This window comes from Micromonospora solifontis (assembly GCF_003725545.1).
GTDB lineage: Bacteria > Actinomycetota > Actinomycetes > Mycobacteriales > Micromonosporaceae > Micromonospora > Micromonospora solifontis.
Genome location: NZ_RJLN01000107.1, coordinates 1 through 15,325, shown reverse-complemented (window position 1 = coordinate 15,325; position 15,325 = coordinate 1). Strand labels below are relative to the sequence as shown.

Below are 15,325 nucleotides of genomic sequence, written 5' to 3'. Positions count from 1 at the left end.
TCTAGCGACCTGGGGGTTCACCTGGGGTGGCAGGGAGTGGCCCACGTTCACCCACGTTCCCCGGACCGCCGTTGTACCAGCCCAGGACCACAGCTCGGAGTCTCTACGCGGGTTCGCACAGCGCTACCGCTGCTGATCTTGGTTGTTTGGGCTGGTAGGGAGTCTTGTCGCGGATGCAGGCCCAGAGGACGTTGAGGCGTTGTCTGGACAGGGCGGCGGTGGCTTGGCGGTGGGTCTTCCCCTCGGCTCGTTTCTTGTCGTAGTAGGCGCGTGATCGTGGGCAGTGGGTCAGGGCGGTGAAGCTGGACATGCTGAACACCCGGCGCAGACCACGGTGGTAGCGGTGGGGCCGAATCTGGTGACCTTGCCGGCGCCCGGAGTCGCGAGAGATCGGTGCGAGCCCTGCGTGCGCGGCGAGTGCGGCGGCGCTGGGGTAGGTGGTGAGGGTGCCGGCGTGGGCGAGGAACTCGGCGGCGAGGGTGGTGCCGATGCCGGGCAGGCTGGTGACGATCTCTCCCAGCTCGTGCTCGGCGACAACCGCGGCGATGGTTTCCTCGATGGCGGTGATGCGGTCGTTGACCGCTTCCAGGTCGGTGGCCATCTGCGCCACGATCACAGCTGCGGTGGCCTCCCCGGCGACGGCGACGGTCTGCGTCCGCGCGGCGGCGAGGACTTTGGTGGTGAGTGCCTTGGCGGCCCGCACGCCGTGTTGGCGTAGGTAGGCCAGGGTGCGGGCTTCGCCGGCGCAGCGCAGCCCGGCGGGTGTCTGCCACTGGGCGAGGAGCCGTAGCGCGCCCTTGTTGCGCAGGTTCAGCGTCTTCTCCAGGGCGGGGCTGATCATGGTCAGTAGGTCCTGGATGCGGGCGGTGAGGCGGACCCGGTCGGCGACCAGGTCGAGGCGGCGGGAGACGAGCAGCTTCAGCTGCTGCTGCACCCCGTCAGCAAGGGTGAGGGTCGGTAGATCGGCGCGCATGCGTAGGGTCTGGGCGATGACGTAGGCGTCGTGGGCGTCGGTCTTGCGTTCGCCGTGGAACGCCTCCGCCATCCGTGAGGTGACCGTGCCGCTGACGTAGCGCACGTCCGCACCGCGGTCGAACAGGACCGCCAACAGCAGCGACGCCGGTCCGCCGCGCAGGTCGACGGCCCAGCGGATCGGCTTGCGGCGCTTACCGAGCCGCCCGACGATGCCGGAGATCGCGTGCTGGTCGTTGGGGATCTTTTCGGACATCACCACGGTGCCGTCGTCGTCGATGACGTACACGTGGTGGTGGGTCTTGCCGACGTCGACGCCGGCCCACAGGCTGCCCATCGGGCATCACCCTTTCGGTTGTCTGGTCAAGGGGCGTGGACCCGCCGCGGTTCAGTAGCCACAACTTCGGAAAGGGCGATCGGTCGCAAGTCTCCATCCAGTGCTGATACTGCGGTCATCAGCGAGGGTCGGGGCGTCCTACTCCAAGCTGGCCATGACTTCGGCAGCACACACCCAGACAGTCACCCGGCCCTCCGGGTCCACTCTTTGAACGAAGCTGTTCGATGTCCGGTTGCGGGTCCCAACGGACACCAGAAGCCCAAGCCGCCGCTATCAGGGGCGTCGCGCCGGGGACGCCGGGCTGTCCACGATCTTGCGCGCCACGGTGGTGGTCACCGGGCGGCGAACCACGCGTTAGGTGTCGAGGCCTGCGAGGTTGAGGCGTTCGAGCAGGCTGGGCTTGCGGGCGTGCGCCGCCCGTAGCTCGGCCAGCCGGTGCTGGAACGACGAACTGTCCTCGTCGCGTTCGCTGAGTTCGCGCAGGTCGACGAGGAGTTGTACGGCGGTGTCGTACTCGCGGGGTTTCTTCGTGGCGATGAGTTCGTCGACCCGCTGCCATGCGGCGGGTTGGTCGCTCGCGAGGGTGTCGAGGTGCCGTTGCCGGGCTGCTGCGGCGGACCGTTCCCTGCGAACCCGGTCGCGTTCGCGCCGCTCGGCGTCGAGGCGTTCCCGTTCGGCGCGCAGGTCGGCGGCGGTGGCGAGTAGCTCCCCGGCCGTGCGGGCGGCCGTCGGGATGGACGCGTCGGTGGGATGCGCGTCGCGGTAGCGGCGCAGCAGTCGGTTGCGCAGGTGGCTGTCGCCGCCGGTGATCAGGTCGGCCAGGATGGCGTCCTTGTCCCGTACGGGCAGTCCGACGACCCAGGTGCGTAGTTGCGCGGCGGTCGGTTCACCGGAGCCGGCCGGCGACGACCCGGCCGCCGCAGCTGCGATCAGATCGGGGTCGATGCGCAGAAACTCGGCAACGGCGGTGAGGGACGCGTCGAGGCTGCCCAGTCCGTCCGGGGCGGGCGGTTCAGGCTCGTCGTCGGCGATCTCGGCGGACTGTACGCAGCGCAGCCAGGCCAGGTAGAGCAGGCGCAGGTCACCGGCGGCGAGGCCGGCCCGGACCGGGATGATCGAGGCGAGCAGGCCGTGGCCGTCGAGGTCCCACTCGTCGGTGCCGTCCTCGTCCTCGTCGTGCAGGTCGATGATGACGTGCGTGCTGGCGGTCCAGGCGGATGCGCTGTCACCCTGGCAGTACCGGGCGACGGTGGCGGGGTCGAGCACGTTCTTCGGTAGCCGCAGCATGAGCTGGCGGGTGCCCCAGTTCGCCAGGTACAGGTGCGCGTCGAAGTACCGTTCCATGAGCGTTCGCGGGTCGCCCTTGAAGTTGCCCCACTCGTAGGTGTTGACGAAGCTGGTGGCGGTGATGTCGGCCCGGGTGGACAGCGACCGCAGCTCGGCCCGCTCCCGGCCGGTGAGGGGCCGGTCGACGGCGGTGAACTCGTAGTACTGGTACTCGCTCACCGTGGCCTACCTTCCGGCCCAGTGCCGGTAGGCGTCGATCCACCCGGCACCGTCCGGCGCGGGGGTGGGTAGCGGCAGGTCGAGTAGATCAATCTTCTGCCGGTGGTGGCCTCGGGTGCAGACCGCGTCGATGCTGTCCGCGGTCAGGTCGATCTTGCGCACGGTCACCTCGACGCCGACGACGGTGGTGGTGAACGGCACCGCCAGATGCTCCTCGAGCATGACGAACAGGCCGACACGCTCGTCCTCGTGACCGTCCATGTCGACGGTGGCTTCCTCGATCATCGCCTGCAGCGCGCCGGTGCCCTTCGATGCCATCGGCGGAGGATACCGGACCGGTGTCGGGGTGCCCGGAGCCTGATGCGCGAGGATGGTCGGCATGGGTTCGGTGGCCGAATTCGTCGATCTTCGGCGGGAGGTGGAGCGGTTACGGGCGGAGAACGCCCGACTGGGACGTCTGCTGGAGTTGCGCGGCCAGGACACGACTGCGGCGCCGGAGCAGTTGTCCGCGCCGGTCGAGCCGCCAGGGCTGGTCACCATGGCTTCACCGACCCGGGACAAGCTGGCGTTGTTCGCCGACCGGTTCCGGGCCCGGGCCGACGTGTACGCCGTACGGTGGGACAACGCCCGTACCCGCGCTGCCGGCTGGATGCCCGCAGTCGCCGGCGGTTGGCGTAAGGGGATGGACCGGCGCGGTGCCACCTACCTGCCCCGCACGACGGAGGTCGTCGCGGCGCATCTGGTCGGCGACATGTTCATGGGCCTGTACCCGCTGATGCCCGGCAACACCTGCCACTTCGTCGTGGCCGACTTCGACGGGCCCACGGCGATGCTCGACGCCCTCGCGTACCTGAAGGCGGCACGGGCCAGCGCGGTGCCCGCCGCGTTGGAGATCTCCCAGTCAGGTCGCGGCGCCCACGTGTGGGTCTTCTTCACCGGCGCTGTTCCCGCGGCCACCGCGCGCGCCGTCGGCACCGTCCTGCTGCGCGAGGCGATGGTGCTACGCGGGTCGATGGATCTGCGATCGTACGACCGTCTCTTTCCTAACCAGGACGTGCTGCCTGAGGGTGGCTTCGGCAACCTCATCGCCGCACCGCTACAGGGTCGCCGCCGCAAGGACGGATTGACCACGTTTCTCGACCTCGGCACGCTCGAGCCGCACGCCGACCAGTGGGCGTTCCTGTCGACGCTAGACCGGCTCAGCCCCGGCGACGCCGAACAGATCGCCCGGCAGGCCAAGCAAGCCGTCACCGGTGCCGATGTCGCCACGATCAGCCGGTCCGCCGCGACCCGGGTCAATCCTCCGCTGCCTCCGGTGGTCCACGCGGAGGCCGGTGCCGGGCTGAGCATCGACGCCGGACAGCTCACCCCCGCCGCACTGGCGACATTCAAGCACGCCGCCGCCATGGCCAACCCGAAGTTCTACGAACTGCAGCGACTCCGCAAATCCACCTGGGACACCCCCCGCTTCATCCAGGGCTATGACCTCACCCTTGATGGCCACCTGGTCCTCCCGCGGGGCCTGCGGCACACCATCGCTGCCATCGTCGGGCGCGCCGGGTCGCGGCTGGCCGTCACGGACGCACGAAACTCCGGGGCCGAGATCGACACCGCGTTCACCGCTGAACTCACCAGCAGACAGGCCAGCGCGGTCGGCGCGCTTCTCGCCCACGACGACGGAATCCTGGTCGCGCCACCCGGTTCCGGCAAGACCGTCATGGCCTGCGCCGTGATCGCCGAACGCAACGCCTCCACCCTGATCCTCGTCGACCGCAAAGCCCTCGCCGACCAGTGGCGCACCCGCATCCACCAGTTCCTCGGCATCAAGCCCGGCCAACTCGGCGGTGGCCGACGCAAGCTCACCGGCACGGTGGACATCGCGCTGCTGCCCTCCCTCGCCCGGCGCGACGACGTCGCCACCCTGACCCAGGGGTACGGGCACGTCATCGTCGACGAATGCCACCACCTCGGCGCCGCAGCCTACGAGCACTCGGTCAAACGGATCGCCGCGCAGTTCTGGCTCGGCCTCACCGCCACACCCACCCGACGCGACGGCCTCGGCCAACTCGTCACCTGGCAACTCGGACCCGTCCGCCACACCCTGACCGACGAGGAACAAGGCACCCTCGCGGCAGCGATGCACACCGACGCCGGGCCCCGGCGAGCGCTGTTCATCCACGAGACCACATTCCAGCCCGGCGACGTCGACCTGGACGCGCCCGGCGCGCTCGCCGAGGTGCACCGACGGCTGGCCCTCGACGCGCCCCGCAACACCCAGATCGCCGATGATGTCGCCGCGGCCCTGACCCGCGGCCGCAACTGTCTCGTTCTGACCCGGCGGGTCGCCCAGGTCGACGCACTCACCGCACAGCTCGCCGCACGCGGACACCAAGCGCTCGTGCTCCAAGGCGCGATGAGCGCCCGCGAACGGCGGACCATCGTTGACCGGCTCGACGGCGCCAAGGCCGGCGACGGCCTCCTTGTCATCGGCACCACACCATTCATCGGTGAAGGCTTCGACGCCCCCGCCCTCGACACCCTCTTCCTCGCCGGCCCGATCTCCTACGACGGCCTACTCGTCCAATGCGCCGGCCGCGTCATCCGCGCCGCGCCCGGCAAGGACCTCGCCGAGGTCCACGACTACCACGACCCGGCCACCCCCATCCTCGCCGCCTCACTCCCACGCCGCATGCCCGGATACCGGGCCCTCGGCTTCACCAAAACATGAGTCCATCCGCTCGCGATCACCATGACTGGTCCCGCCGGCTAGGGGGATATGACGAAAGCGCCAAGCGTGCTTGGCCTAGCGTAGTAGGCTGACCGGTATGGGTCAGTTCTCCGAGGATGAACTGCAGGCGGTTGTCTCCCGGTACGAGGCGACGCGGGCGCAGGCGCTGACTGAGCGGGACGAGCAGCTGCGGGCGTTTCACGCGGCCGGGTGGCGGCCGGTGGATCTGCAGCGGGTCACCGGATACAGCCGGGAGACGATCCGTCAGGCGCTACGACCGGAAGTGCGGCGGGCGACCAACATCAGCCGGCGCAGGACGTCACCCCAGCCGCCGGCGGACTACCGGCCCTACGGTGACCGGAGGCCCTATGTGGTGGCCGAAACCCTTGCCGCGCTGCACGGCCCGACCGACGGCACGGTGACGCTTCCGCGTCATCTCGACTGGTCCGGGCACGCCGAGTACGACCTAAACCGGCCCGCCCGCCTGGCCAGCATGTACAAGGTGGTACTAACCGAAGCCAGCACGGTCGAAGATCTCAACACCTGGCTCGACGCCGGCCTCCTCCGACGGCTCTGGCCCACCCTCTGGCTGCCACCCCAGCTCCGCCAGCGCTGGGAAGAAGCCTTCCCCGAACTCGCCGCCACCCGCAGCGACGCGGCATAACGGTGGACCCCTTCCACGAACGCCTCGCCCGCACCGGGCTCACGGCGGCCGACCGATACGGCTTCGCCCTGGCCGGCGGATACGCGGTCCAGGCCGCCGGACTTCTCGAGCGGCCCAGCGAGGACGTCGACCTGTTCACCGCCTGGGACCGCCGGCAGGAGTTCACCGCCGCGGTCGCCGCCGTCGTACACGCCTACCGAGACGACGGCCTCACCGTCGAGACCGAGCGGCAGTACGACACCTTCGCCCGGCTCGCAGTCACCGATGGCGCGCGGGTTTCCAAGGTCGAACTCGGCGTGGACTGGCGCGCCAACGAACCGATCCTCATGGCGATCGGACCCGTACTTCACCCCGACGACGCGGTCGCGAACAAGATGAGCGCCCTCTACGGACGGGCGTTCGCCCGCGACTTCATCGACATCGACGCCACCCTCCGATCCGGCCGCTACACCCGTAAGCCCTTCTCGCCCTCGCCCAGCGCGCCGACCGCGGCTTCGACCCGCGCATCTTCGCCGACGCCCTCGGACAAGCCGCCCAGCTCGATCCCGACGACTTCGCCCAGTACGGCGTCACCGGCCCAGCGCTGGACAATCTCCGAAGCCGATTCGCCGACTGGCGCCGCGAACTGCTCGACGAGAAAGGGTGACTCGGTCCCGACTCACGGCAACGATGAGCACCCACTCGGACAAGGGCCGCGGGCGGGCGGTGGGAGAGTTACCGGTTGTTCCCATCTCACCCCTTGCTCTCGTGGGCGTCGAGAATATGTTGTCCGCCGCACGACGGCGGAAGGTTGCTGATGACCCGGGCCGCTCGCTGAGACAAGGTCAGTCAGGGTGGGGAATGTCGGGCGGGGCGACGGTTCGGCAGGCCCGGTCTGAGCCCCCAGGCGTAACTCACCGTGGTGGCGACACCGAGCAGGACCCACCAGCCGCTCGCGACCTCCTGCCGCCACAGCAGGGCCAGCAGCGCGGTGGCGGCGGCCATCACCGCGGCGACCACGCCGTTGGCCAGCCGGTACCAGCCTGGGCGACGAGCGGACAGCTCGTCGAGCACGGTGTCCGGCGGCGCCTCGCGCACCGAGTGAACGACCGCCGCCATGACAGGCAGCTTTTCGGTGTGCACCGCGCCGGGTACCGAGGCGGCCCACCGCGCCAACTCCTCGGCCGTCAGGCCGACGATCTCGGCGGGCAGCCGCAGCAGCATGCACAGGGCGGCGAGCGTATCGGAGGGCGCCAGGTCGGTGCGGCGCAGCAGGGTTATCACGGCGAGCACCTGCTCGGGCAACCGGAACTCCTCGGCAAGGGCGCGTCCGAGTCGTGCGGTGCTCTCGGGGGTGGCCACGACTGCGCTGCCCCACTCGTGCGCGCCGGCCACCCGCCCATCGCGGGTGAGTAGGACCCCGGCGGTGCGGGCCGACCACCAGTACGCCAAGGTCACCCGGCCGGCGTCGCCCAGAGCCTCAGCCGCGTGCACGGGTGCTGTCGGTTGCCCGTCGCCGTCCCAGACGTGCATGCTCCACTGCGTCCCGAGCGGCACGGTCCACGCCGACTGTAACGCCAACGGGCCCGCCGCAGCGGCGACCGCCACCGGCGCATACACCAGCACGACGCCCGCCTCCGGCTGTGCCGGCTTCTCAGGTTCGCGCTGCGGGTCGGTCGGGTCGACGGTGAGCAGTTCCAACGGCGCGCCCAGCGCCCGGCAAACGTCAGCGAGCCGGGCCGCAGTGTCGTACCGGGCCGATGCGGCGGGGGCCAGGGCCTGCCGGAGGACGCCGGCACCGTCGGGAAGCCCGAATATCCCTACCGCCTGCGCGAGTTCCGCCTCGGTACTGGCGGCGTCGAGAGGGCCGGTCGCGCCTCCGTCCGGCCCGTGCACTAGCAGGCTCAGCGTTCCGACATCATCGACGCGCAGCAGAAACGAGGCCGCCCGGGTCGTGACGCTCAGCGCGGCCATGTCGGCGTCGACCCGGCTCCAGCCGTTGCTCTGGGCCCGCAGCGAGGCGGGTACGGCATGAGCCAGCGCCGCAATCCGGTAGGCCGTGGCGTGGATTACTCGGATCTCCTCAGCCGCCACTAAGACCGGGCCAGCACTCGGCGAAACAGCCCGCTCGACGCGACGTCGAACCGCTGAGCTTGGTGCAGTCCGGGCTCAGGCGAGTCGAGCAGTGAACGACCGACAGCCACGTCAGGCAGGTCGAAGGCGACACACACCTGCCGCAGGAGGTCCGACACCGGTGGCCGGGCGTGGCCGGGTACGGGATCGTTGCGCACCAGGGCAAGTGCAGGGCCGCGATCAGGCGCACCGTAACGAGCCGCGATCTCGGCACAGAAGGAGTCCCACGCCTTGCGGTCGGCCAGATACGTCGCCGGGTCCTCCGGCGGTTCCCAGTCGGCTACCCACTCCAGCGTCAGCGGCTTCGCCGTCGGCGCGAGCATCACGGCCTCGGAGAGGTACTCGTTGCCCAGCAGCAGCCATGCGGACACGCGGGTCCGCCCGACCAATTCGCGTGCGGGCTTCGCCAGCCGCCGGCTGGTTGACCGCGATCCCGACGGTGCGTCGAACAGCACGATCGTACCCATGGGATCAGCGACGACGAACCCGCCGGCCCGGCCCAACCTGGCCGCCTCGATCACCGAAGGAGCGGGCGCCTTCGTCACCAGCGCGTAGGTCGACAACGTCCCGATCTCCTCGCTCACTCGGACACACGACGCGCGCACAGTACCGCGCCCGCCGAACCACCCGCTCCAGCCATGCAGCCGAATCGTGACCATCGTTCTGCGGCAACCCGCGAACCACCGAGAGGACCTCGGTCATCCGCCGTTCGTCGTCGAGCCGCGCAGAGACGTCCTCGGCGAGGTCACCATCGGCGTACCGTTCTCCCGGTAGACGCCGTAGCAGCGCCAGCCACCGGCGCGCCGACCGCCACTCGGAGCGGACCGCGTTCGTGGCGACGACCAGCAACCACGGCAGCGCCGATCCGTCCACGAGTCGCGCGTCGTGCCGGCGGCGCCACGCGACGAGGAACGTCGCCTGGGTGACGTCCTCGGCCGTCGACCACGAGCTGGTCAGCCGGAACGCGTGGTTGTAGACCGGACGGGAGTACCGGTCGAAGAGCCGACCGAACGCCGACTCGTCGCCGGCGGCGATCGAGGACCACAGTTCCTCGTCCGACGGCCGTACCTTATGCCTCACACCACACTATGGCCGCCCACGCCGACTCTGTTGCAGCTCACGGCGCGCCTGTTGCACGAGCGCGGCGGCCAGCCGAGGCGCGGGCCCCGCCGTGGACGTATCCCGCCGCGCCGACGGCGAATATCGTGGCAGCAGTCAACCAGGATGCCGCCGTGGTGGAGGGCTGGATCGGCCAAGCCCAAGCCGCAACGACGACGCTGGTCTGGCGGGGAGCGGCGGCGTATACGACGCACACGTAGACGAAGGCTGGCAGCCACGCCAGCCGCACGCCGAGTCGATCAGGAACGCGTTGATCCTGGACAGGCACACCTGCGGGCCGCTGCTCGTGCACACCAGCTCGACCGCGGCCGGGTCGGCCGGGAGGCGGTGGGTGCCCGGGCCGGTGGTGATCGGCACGGCGACGGCGACGGCGAGTCCGCCGGCCAGCAGGGACGCTCGCCGCTGCCGCGCGGCGGCGGCGAGCAATAGGACCGTCAGGGCCACCAGCCAGGCTGCCTGCAACGCGGTGACCCGGCCGGGGACGAGTCGGCACCACACCACAGGTGCGTCGGCACGCTCCGCGAGCCTGTGCACCCGTACGACCGGGCATCGTCGGGACACGCTGCCACCCCCGGCCCGCTCATGACCACCATCCACGCCCTGGCCACCGCGCTCGCCGACGCGTTCCTCGCCGGCGACGGCTGGCGCCGCGCCAATCTCGTCGACCAGGGTGGGCTCGTCCTCGGCATCCGGCGACGCTGGCTGCGGGCGGTTGCCGACGCGGTGCTGGCCGCCTACCCACGCCCACCCACCGACCGGCCACGCGAGCTCGCCACGTTCCTGAGCACCCTCGACCCGCTGCGCGCGGCAGTCGCAACCGCTCACCAGCACCAGCGGCCCATCGTCATCCACACGCGGCCGGTGACACCGACCCGCACCGTTCGCCGACCCTGGCACACCCCGATCATCGACACCGTCGGCGACCTGGCCGCGATGCTCGACCTGAGCATCGAACACCTCGACTGGTACGCCGACCGACGCGCCATGAACCGACGCGCCACCACCCACCGGCTGCACCACTACCACTACCGGTGGACCGAGGGCGGCCGGCTCATCGAGGCACCGAAGTCCCGGCTGCGCGCCCTGCAACGCCGGCTCCTCACCGAGGTCCTCGGCCCCATCCCCCCGCCCACGGCTTCGTACCCGGCCGCTCCGCACACACCTTCGCCGCCGCCCACACCGCACAGCCGGTCGTCGTCCGGATCGACCTGCTCGCCTTCTTCACCCACATCCCCGCCACCCGCGTCCACGGCCTGTTCCGCACCGCCGGCTACCCCGAACCAGTCGCCCACACCCTCACCGGACTCTGCACCACCCGCACCCCGAACCCCGTCCTGCGCCGCACACCCGCCGACCTACCGCAGCGGGCGGCGCGGCTCGCCGCCCTGCGCACCGGCCACCTGCCCCTCGGCAGCCTCTGGTCGGCTTGCCGTAGATCCGTGTTCCGTTCGGGCGCGGATAGCAGTGCTCGAGTTGGTCCTCGGATTGGACCAACGGGCGTCTGTCACAGGCACCCGTGACGCAGGTTCCACGACCACCTCGGAGACCGCTAGTGCCTCGCGCGCCTCGGTGCCCGCTGAGACCGGCTGAGTAGGGTAGGTGACTGTTCGCGTCCCGTGGAGGAGAACGATGACGGTGCAGCCATCTCGACCGACGTTCGGGCTGGACGATTTCGGGCTGGACGACCGGCTGCGGCTGTTCGGTTACGTGACGGCGGAGAACCGGTTCGCCTACCTGTGGCTGCTGCGGGCGTTCGACTCGGCGCGGTCCAGCTACCACGTGGTGCTGCACACCTCCGACGTGGCCGCCGCGCTGGCGGCGTTGCACGAGGTGGACGCCGACTGCCCGGATCCGGCCGGGTTGGAGTTGCCGCGGCTGCTCGATGCCCTGGTGGAGTGGGGGGTGCTCGACCGGGGGCAGGACGGTTCCCGGGCCACGACGCTGGCGGAGTACCGCAACCGGCACTCGGTGTACCAGTTCACCGAGGCCGGGTACCGGGCGCACCGGGCGGTGGAGGCGGTGTTGTCGGCGAGCATGGACGACTCGACGCTGTCCCGGCTGGTCTTCGCCGACCTGCTGGCGGACCTCAACGCGCTCGCCGCAGCCAACGAGGCGGGGGACGCGGAGGAGGTCTACCGCAAGTTCAACCGGCTGGACCGGGCGTTGGCCGACATCGCCGAGCGGGCCGCCCGCTTCTACCACATGCTGGGCGACCTGGGACGGACCAACGACGTACGGCCGGAGGTGTTCCTCGCCCACAAGGACGCCCTGCTGGCTCACCTACGCGACTTCCACGACGAGTTGCAGCGGTACACGCCCCGGCTGCGCGCGGCGGTGTACGAGGTCGAGGCAACCGGGCTGGACCGGCTGATCGAGGCCGCCGCCGAGGCCGACGAGCGGCTGTTCCACACCCCGGTGCAGCGGCTGGAGGACTGGCGGCGGCGCTGGGCGGGGCTGCGGTCATGGTTGGCGCCGCCGGGCCCGGAGCAGCCCAGCGAGGCGGACCGGTTGTCGGACGCCACCATCGCCGCGATCGGTGACGTTCTGGCTCTGCTGCGCCGGGTCACCGAGGCGCGACGCGGCGGGGTCAGCCGGGAGTCGCAGTTGCGGCACCTGGCTGCGTGGTTCACCCACACCGGCACCCAGGAGGCCGCGCACGCCCTGTTCGACGTCGTGTTCGGCCTCGGCGCTCCGCGCCACGCCGGGGTGGCGCACCCGGATCCGGAGGCGATCGCCGGCCGGTTGTCGTGGTGGGAGGCGCCGGCGGTGGAGCTGTCCCGCACCCTGGTGACCACCGGCCGGGCACCGGGGCAGGGTCGCGGACGGCCGGCCCGGCTGGACCGGATCGACGACCGGCGGCACCGGCTGCGCGGCGACCAGCTCGCCCGGGAGCGCCGGTTGGCCGACGCGGCGACGGCGCTGGCCGCCGAGGGCGTGGACGGTCACCAGTTGGACGGTTCGCAGACCCAGGTCCTGCTGCGCCTGCTCGACATCGCACTGGCGGCCCGGGTGGGTGGCCGAACCGGGGTGCCGCTGGCAGCCGCCGCGCATGGCGTGCGGCTGACCCTCACCCCGACGCCGGGCCGGTTCACCACGGTGCGAACCGCCGAGGGCCGGCTGCATCTGGACGGGTACACGCTGACGGTCACTGCCGCGCAGCACACCGCGGTCCACCGTCGCGAGCTGGTGCCGGCGTGACCGCGGAAGCGGGGGCGCCGCGGCCGGCGGCGCACCGGTTCGCCGTCGATGTCCCGGAGTTGGAGTTGGCGGACTACCAGCGGGCGGTCCGGCTGATTCTGCGCCATCCGCTGATCACGGCGACCTGGCCCGACGAGCGGGCGCTGCCCCGGGTGCGGCGGTTCGCCGCCACTCTGCGTCGGGATCTCGCCGAGGCGTTCGGATATCGGCTGGAGCTACACGGTGCGACGGCCCGGCTGGTACGGGCGAAGGACCGGCTCGACGGCACCCAGCCGGCGGTGTCGCGCACCGGGCGGCCGTTCGACCGGCAGCGCTACGCGTACCTGTCGCTGTGCCTGGCGGCATTGGGCCGCGCCGGGATCCAGATCGCCCTCAGCGAGTTGGCCGACTCGGTGGCCGGCGACGCGAACCGGATCACCGGCCTGGGGTTGGATCCGGACCACGGCCCGGACCGGCGTGCGTTCGTGGACGCGGTCGGCTGGCTGGAGGAGCGGGGTGTGCTGCGGCTGGCCGACGGCTCCAGCGCCGCCTGGGCCAGTGACCCGGGGGCCGGGGAAGCACTGTACGACGTGGCGCGGGACGTGGTGTTCGCGCTGTTCCGGCCGACCCGGGTGCTGCAGCACGTCGATTCGGTGTCGGTGCTGCTGGACCGAGCGATGAGCAGCAGCGGCAACGCCGAGCGCCGGCAGGCGGCCCAGGCGGCCCGGCGGGCGGTGGTGGAGTCACCGGTCGTCTACCACGCCGACGTCGAGCCGGCGGTTGCCAACCATCTGCGCGGCTCCGCGCTCGCCGCCGACCTGGCCCGGCTGACCGGGCTGCGGGTGGAACGGCGGGCCGAGGGCGTGCTGCTGGTGGACACCGCCGGGTTCACCGCGGAGCGGTTCCCGGGCACCGGCTCGGTGGCGCAGGCCGCGGTGCTGCTGGCGGTGGAGATGGCCGTCCGGGTCGCAGATCCCGACGGCCGCCGGGTCAAACGGCTACCCCCGCCCGACGGGCATGCCCGGCAGCAGGCGCTGGCGAGCCACATCGACACCGGCCTGCCCACGGCCACCCTGGTACGCCTCGACGACGCCGGTCCGGACGAGCCGTGGACCGCCGAGGACCGGGGTGACCACGACGAGGCCGACGGCGCCGGCCGGTTGCCGTTCATCACCGACAGCTTTTTGCGTACCGCCGTCGGGGAGATCCTCCAGCGGTACGGGACCGCGTTCGGGGCCCAGTGGCACGCCGACCCGGACCGGCTGCGCGCCGAGGCGGTCGCGCTGCTGGAACGGTTCGGGGCGGTCACCGCCGTGCCGGGCGGGGTGCTCGTCCGGCCGCTGGTGGGTCGGTACCGCCACACCGTCGCCACGGTCAAGCCCCGCACCACCACCGAAACCCTGTTCTGAGGAAGTCGATCGTGATTGAGCAACGCGCCGCCCGCCGGTTCGCCCCCACCCGGGCCGGGATCATCAACCTGTGGGACTACCGGGACGAGGAGTTCAGCTTCGTCGACGGGTGGCTGGTGCTGCGCGGGCCCAACGGATCCGGCAAGACCAAGGCGCTGGAGGTGCTGTTCCCGTTCGTCCTCGACGGGCGGATCGAACCGCGCCGGCTCAATCCGTTCGCCAGCGAGGACCGGACGATGAAGTCGAACCTGCTCTACCGGGGGCAGGAGGTCACCCACGCGTACGTGTGGATGGAGTTCGGCGACGGCGAACAGTACGTGACCGTCGGCATCGGGTTGCGGGCGCACCGGCACGTCGACCGGGTCACCCGCTGGCACTTCGTGGTCGACGGCCGGGTCGGGGTGGACTTCTCCCTGCTGGACGCCGACGACCGGCCGCTGACCCGCCGCGACCTGATCGACCGGCTGGGCACCGACGCGGTGCGGGACTCGGCGGAAGACTACCGTCAGCTCGTCGACGCCCGGCTGTTCGGCCTCGGCCCGGCCCGCTACGAGCAACTGCTGGACCTGGTGCTGACCCTGCGCAAGCCGCAACTGGCCAAGGACCTCAACCCGGTCGAGCTGTCCCGCACGCTGCAACGAGGGCTGCGCCCGGTCGAGGACCACCTGCTGGTGGAGGCCGCCCGCTCGTTCGACGACATGGAGGCGGTCGCCCGTACCCTTGAAGGACTGGTGGCGGCGGACGCGGCGACGGCCGCGTTCCTGGCGGTCTACTCGACCTATCTGCGCACCCACGCGCGGGCGGCCGCCGACGCCCTGACCGCCCGCCGCGACGCGGTCGCCACCCGGTCAACCGCACTCGGCGACGCCCGTCACGCGGCCGACGCGGCGGCGAAGGCGGAGTCCGCGGCGGGTGAGCGGCTGGGGGCTGTCGAGGGCGAGCCCGGACGGCTCCGCGCCCACCTGGACAGTCTGAAGGCCTCGGCTGCCTACCAGTCCCACGAGCAGCTCGCCGACCTGCAACGGCACGTGCACGACCTGGCCGAGGCGGCCGGGCGGGCCGACGAGGCCGTCGTCGCCGAGGAGAGCGCGGCGGCGCGGCGGCGTACCGAATCAGAACGGGCGACGGTCGCGGCTCGGGACACGCGGACGGCGGCTGACCGGCTCGCTGCCGATCTCCTGCTCGACGCCGAGGCGGCCGGGATCACCTGGAGCGCCGACGACGCCACCCCGGACGACCTGGCGGCCCGGATCACCGCGCGGGCCGCCGCCCGCCGCGACGACGTGCGCGCCGTCCGCGCG

General features: G+C 71.4%; 11 protein-coding genes and 4 pseudogenes. 8 read left to right on the top strand and 7 right to left on the bottom strand.

What is annotated here, in order from left to right; translation table 11 throughout:
• Positions 1 to 103: 103 nt before the first annotated feature.
• The 3 genes from EFE23_RS24735 to EFE23_RS24725 all read right to left on the bottom strand — a co-directional run bounded on the left by EFE23_RS24735 (position 104) and on the right by EFE23_RS24725 (position 3,133).
• The gene (locus EFE23_RS24735; protein ID WP_123243315.1) at positions 104 to 1,309 is read right to left on the bottom strand and encodes an IS110 family RNA-guided transposase; all 1,206 of its coding nucleotides are present in this window, start codon (positions 1,307 to 1,309) and stop codon (positions 104 to 106) included.
• Positions 1,310 to 1,663: 354 nt separating this feature from the next.
• Complete coding sequence (locus EFE23_RS24730; protein WP_123243314.1) at positions 1,664 to 2,815, bottom strand: hypothetical protein; 1,152 nt, start codon at positions 2,813 to 2,815, stop codon at positions 1,664 to 1,666.
• A 6-nt stretch (positions 2,816 to 2,821) separates the two neighbouring features.
• Positions 2,822 to 3,133, bottom strand: a complete 312-nt coding sequence (locus EFE23_RS24725; protein ID WP_233601134.1) for a hypothetical protein — start codon at positions 3,131 to 3,133, stop codon at positions 2,822 to 2,824.
• Positions 3,134 to 3,194: 61 nt separating this feature from the next.
• On the opposite strand from EFE23_RS24725, the gene EFE23_RS24720 reads away from it, so the two are divergent.
• From EFE23_RS24720 to EFE23_RS24710, 3 genes and pseudogenes are all read left to right on the top strand, one after another.
• Entirely contained in the window at positions 3,195 to 5,543 is a 2,349-nt protein-coding gene (locus EFE23_RS24720; RefSeq protein WP_123243312.1) for a DEAD/DEAH box helicase, read from the top strand.
• Between the two features lie 97 nt (positions 5,544 to 5,640).
• The gene (locus EFE23_RS24715; protein WP_123243311.1) at positions 5,641 to 6,207 is read left to right on the top strand and encodes a hypothetical protein; all 567 of its coding nucleotides are present in this window, start codon (positions 5,641 to 5,643) and stop codon (positions 6,205 to 6,207) included.
• A gap of 2 nt (positions 6,208 to 6,209) precedes the next feature.
• Positions 6,210 to 6,853, top strand: a pseudogene (locus tag EFE23_RS24710) (nucleotidyl transferase AbiEii/AbiGii toxin family protein).
• A 182-nt stretch (positions 6,854 to 7,035) separates the two neighbouring features.
• Here EFE23_RS24710 and EFE23_RS24705 read toward each other — a convergent pair.
• Together EFE23_RS24705 and EFE23_RS24700 are read right to left on the bottom strand one after the other, a co-directional pair.
• Positions 7,036 to 8,280, bottom strand: coding sequence for a serine/threonine-protein kinase (locus EFE23_RS24705; RefSeq protein ID WP_123243310.1), 1,245 nt, complete (start codon positions 8,278 to 8,280; stop codon positions 7,036 to 7,038).
• Positions 8,280 to 8,903, bottom strand: a complete 624-nt coding sequence (locus tag EFE23_RS24700; protein WP_148058521.1) for a hypothetical protein — start codon at positions 8,901 to 8,903, stop codon at positions 8,280 to 8,282. Before EFE23_RS24700 ends, EFE23_RS24705 begins: the two co-directional genes overlap by 1 nt.
• A gap of 67 nt (positions 8,904 to 8,970) precedes the next feature.
• Between EFE23_RS24700 and EFE23_RS29365 the strand changes: the two genes are divergently transcribed.
• Positions 8,971 to 9,093 (top strand): hypothetical protein, encoded by a 123-nt coding sequence (locus tag EFE23_RS29365; RefSeq protein ID WP_255421176.1) that lies wholly within the window; start codon positions 8,971 to 8,973, stop codon positions 9,091 to 9,093.
• A gap of 33 nt (positions 9,094 to 9,126) precedes the next feature.
• On the opposite strand, the pseudogene EFE23_RS29160 reads toward EFE23_RS29365, so the two are convergent.
• A pseudogene (locus EFE23_RS29160) lies at positions 9,127 to 9,399 on the bottom strand (RNA polymerase sigma factor); the annotation flags it as partial.
• A gap of 273 nt (positions 9,400 to 9,672) precedes the next feature.
• Positions 9,673 to 9,951 (bottom strand): annotated as a pseudogene (locus EFE23_RS29620) (hypothetical protein); the annotation flags it as partial.
• A gap of 69 nt (positions 9,952 to 10,020) precedes the next feature.
• On the opposite strand from EFE23_RS29620, the gene EFE23_RS28065 reads away from it, so the two are divergent.
• The 4 genes and pseudogenes from EFE23_RS28065 to EFE23_RS24665 form a co-directional block, all read left to right on the top strand.
• Positions 10,021 to 11,028, top strand: coding sequence for a hypothetical protein (locus EFE23_RS28065; RefSeq protein WP_148058520.1), 1,008 nt, complete (start codon positions 10,021 to 10,023; stop codon positions 11,026 to 11,028).
• Between the two features lie 39 nt (positions 11,029 to 11,067).
• Entirely contained in the window at positions 11,068 to 12,636 is a 1,569-nt protein-coding gene (locus EFE23_RS24675) for a TIGR02677 family protein (RefSeq protein ID WP_123243305.1), read from the top strand.
• A complete protein-coding gene (locus EFE23_RS24670; RefSeq protein ID WP_123243304.1) occupies positions 12,633 to 14,024 on the top strand; it encodes a DUF2398 family protein in 1,392 nt (463 codons plus the stop codon). Before EFE23_RS24675 ends, EFE23_RS24670 begins: the two co-directional genes overlap by 4 nt.
• A gap of 11 nt (positions 14,025 to 14,035) precedes the next feature.
• A pseudogene (locus EFE23_RS24665) lies at positions 14,036 to 15,325 on the top strand (TIGR02680 family protein); the annotation flags it as partial.

Bases quoted from the DNA above. Each gene is read 5' to 3' on its own strand.
- EFE23_RS24735 (WP_123243315.1), bottom strand. From the start codon at position 1,309: ATGGGCAGCCTGTGGGCCGGCGTCGACGTCGGCAAGACCCACCACCAC.
- EFE23_RS24725 (WP_233601134.1), bottom strand. From the start codon at position 3,133: ATGGCATCGAAGGGCACCGGCGCGCTGCAGGCGATGATCGAGGAAGCC.
- EFE23_RS24720 (WP_123243312.1), top strand. From the start codon at position 3,195: ATGGGTTCGGTGGCCGAATTCGTCGATCTTCGGCGGGAGGTGGAGCGG.
- EFE23_RS24715 (WP_123243311.1), top strand. From the start codon at position 5,641: ATGGGTCAGTTCTCCGAGGATGAACTGCAGGCGGTTGTCTCCCGGTAC.
- EFE23_RS28065 (WP_148058520.1), top strand. From the start codon at position 10,021: ATGACCACCATCCACGCCCTGGCCACCGCGCTCGCCGACGCGTTCCTC.
- EFE23_RS24675 (WP_123243305.1), top strand. From the start codon at position 11,068: ATGACGGTGCAGCCATCTCGACCGACGTTCGGGCTGGACGATTTCGGG.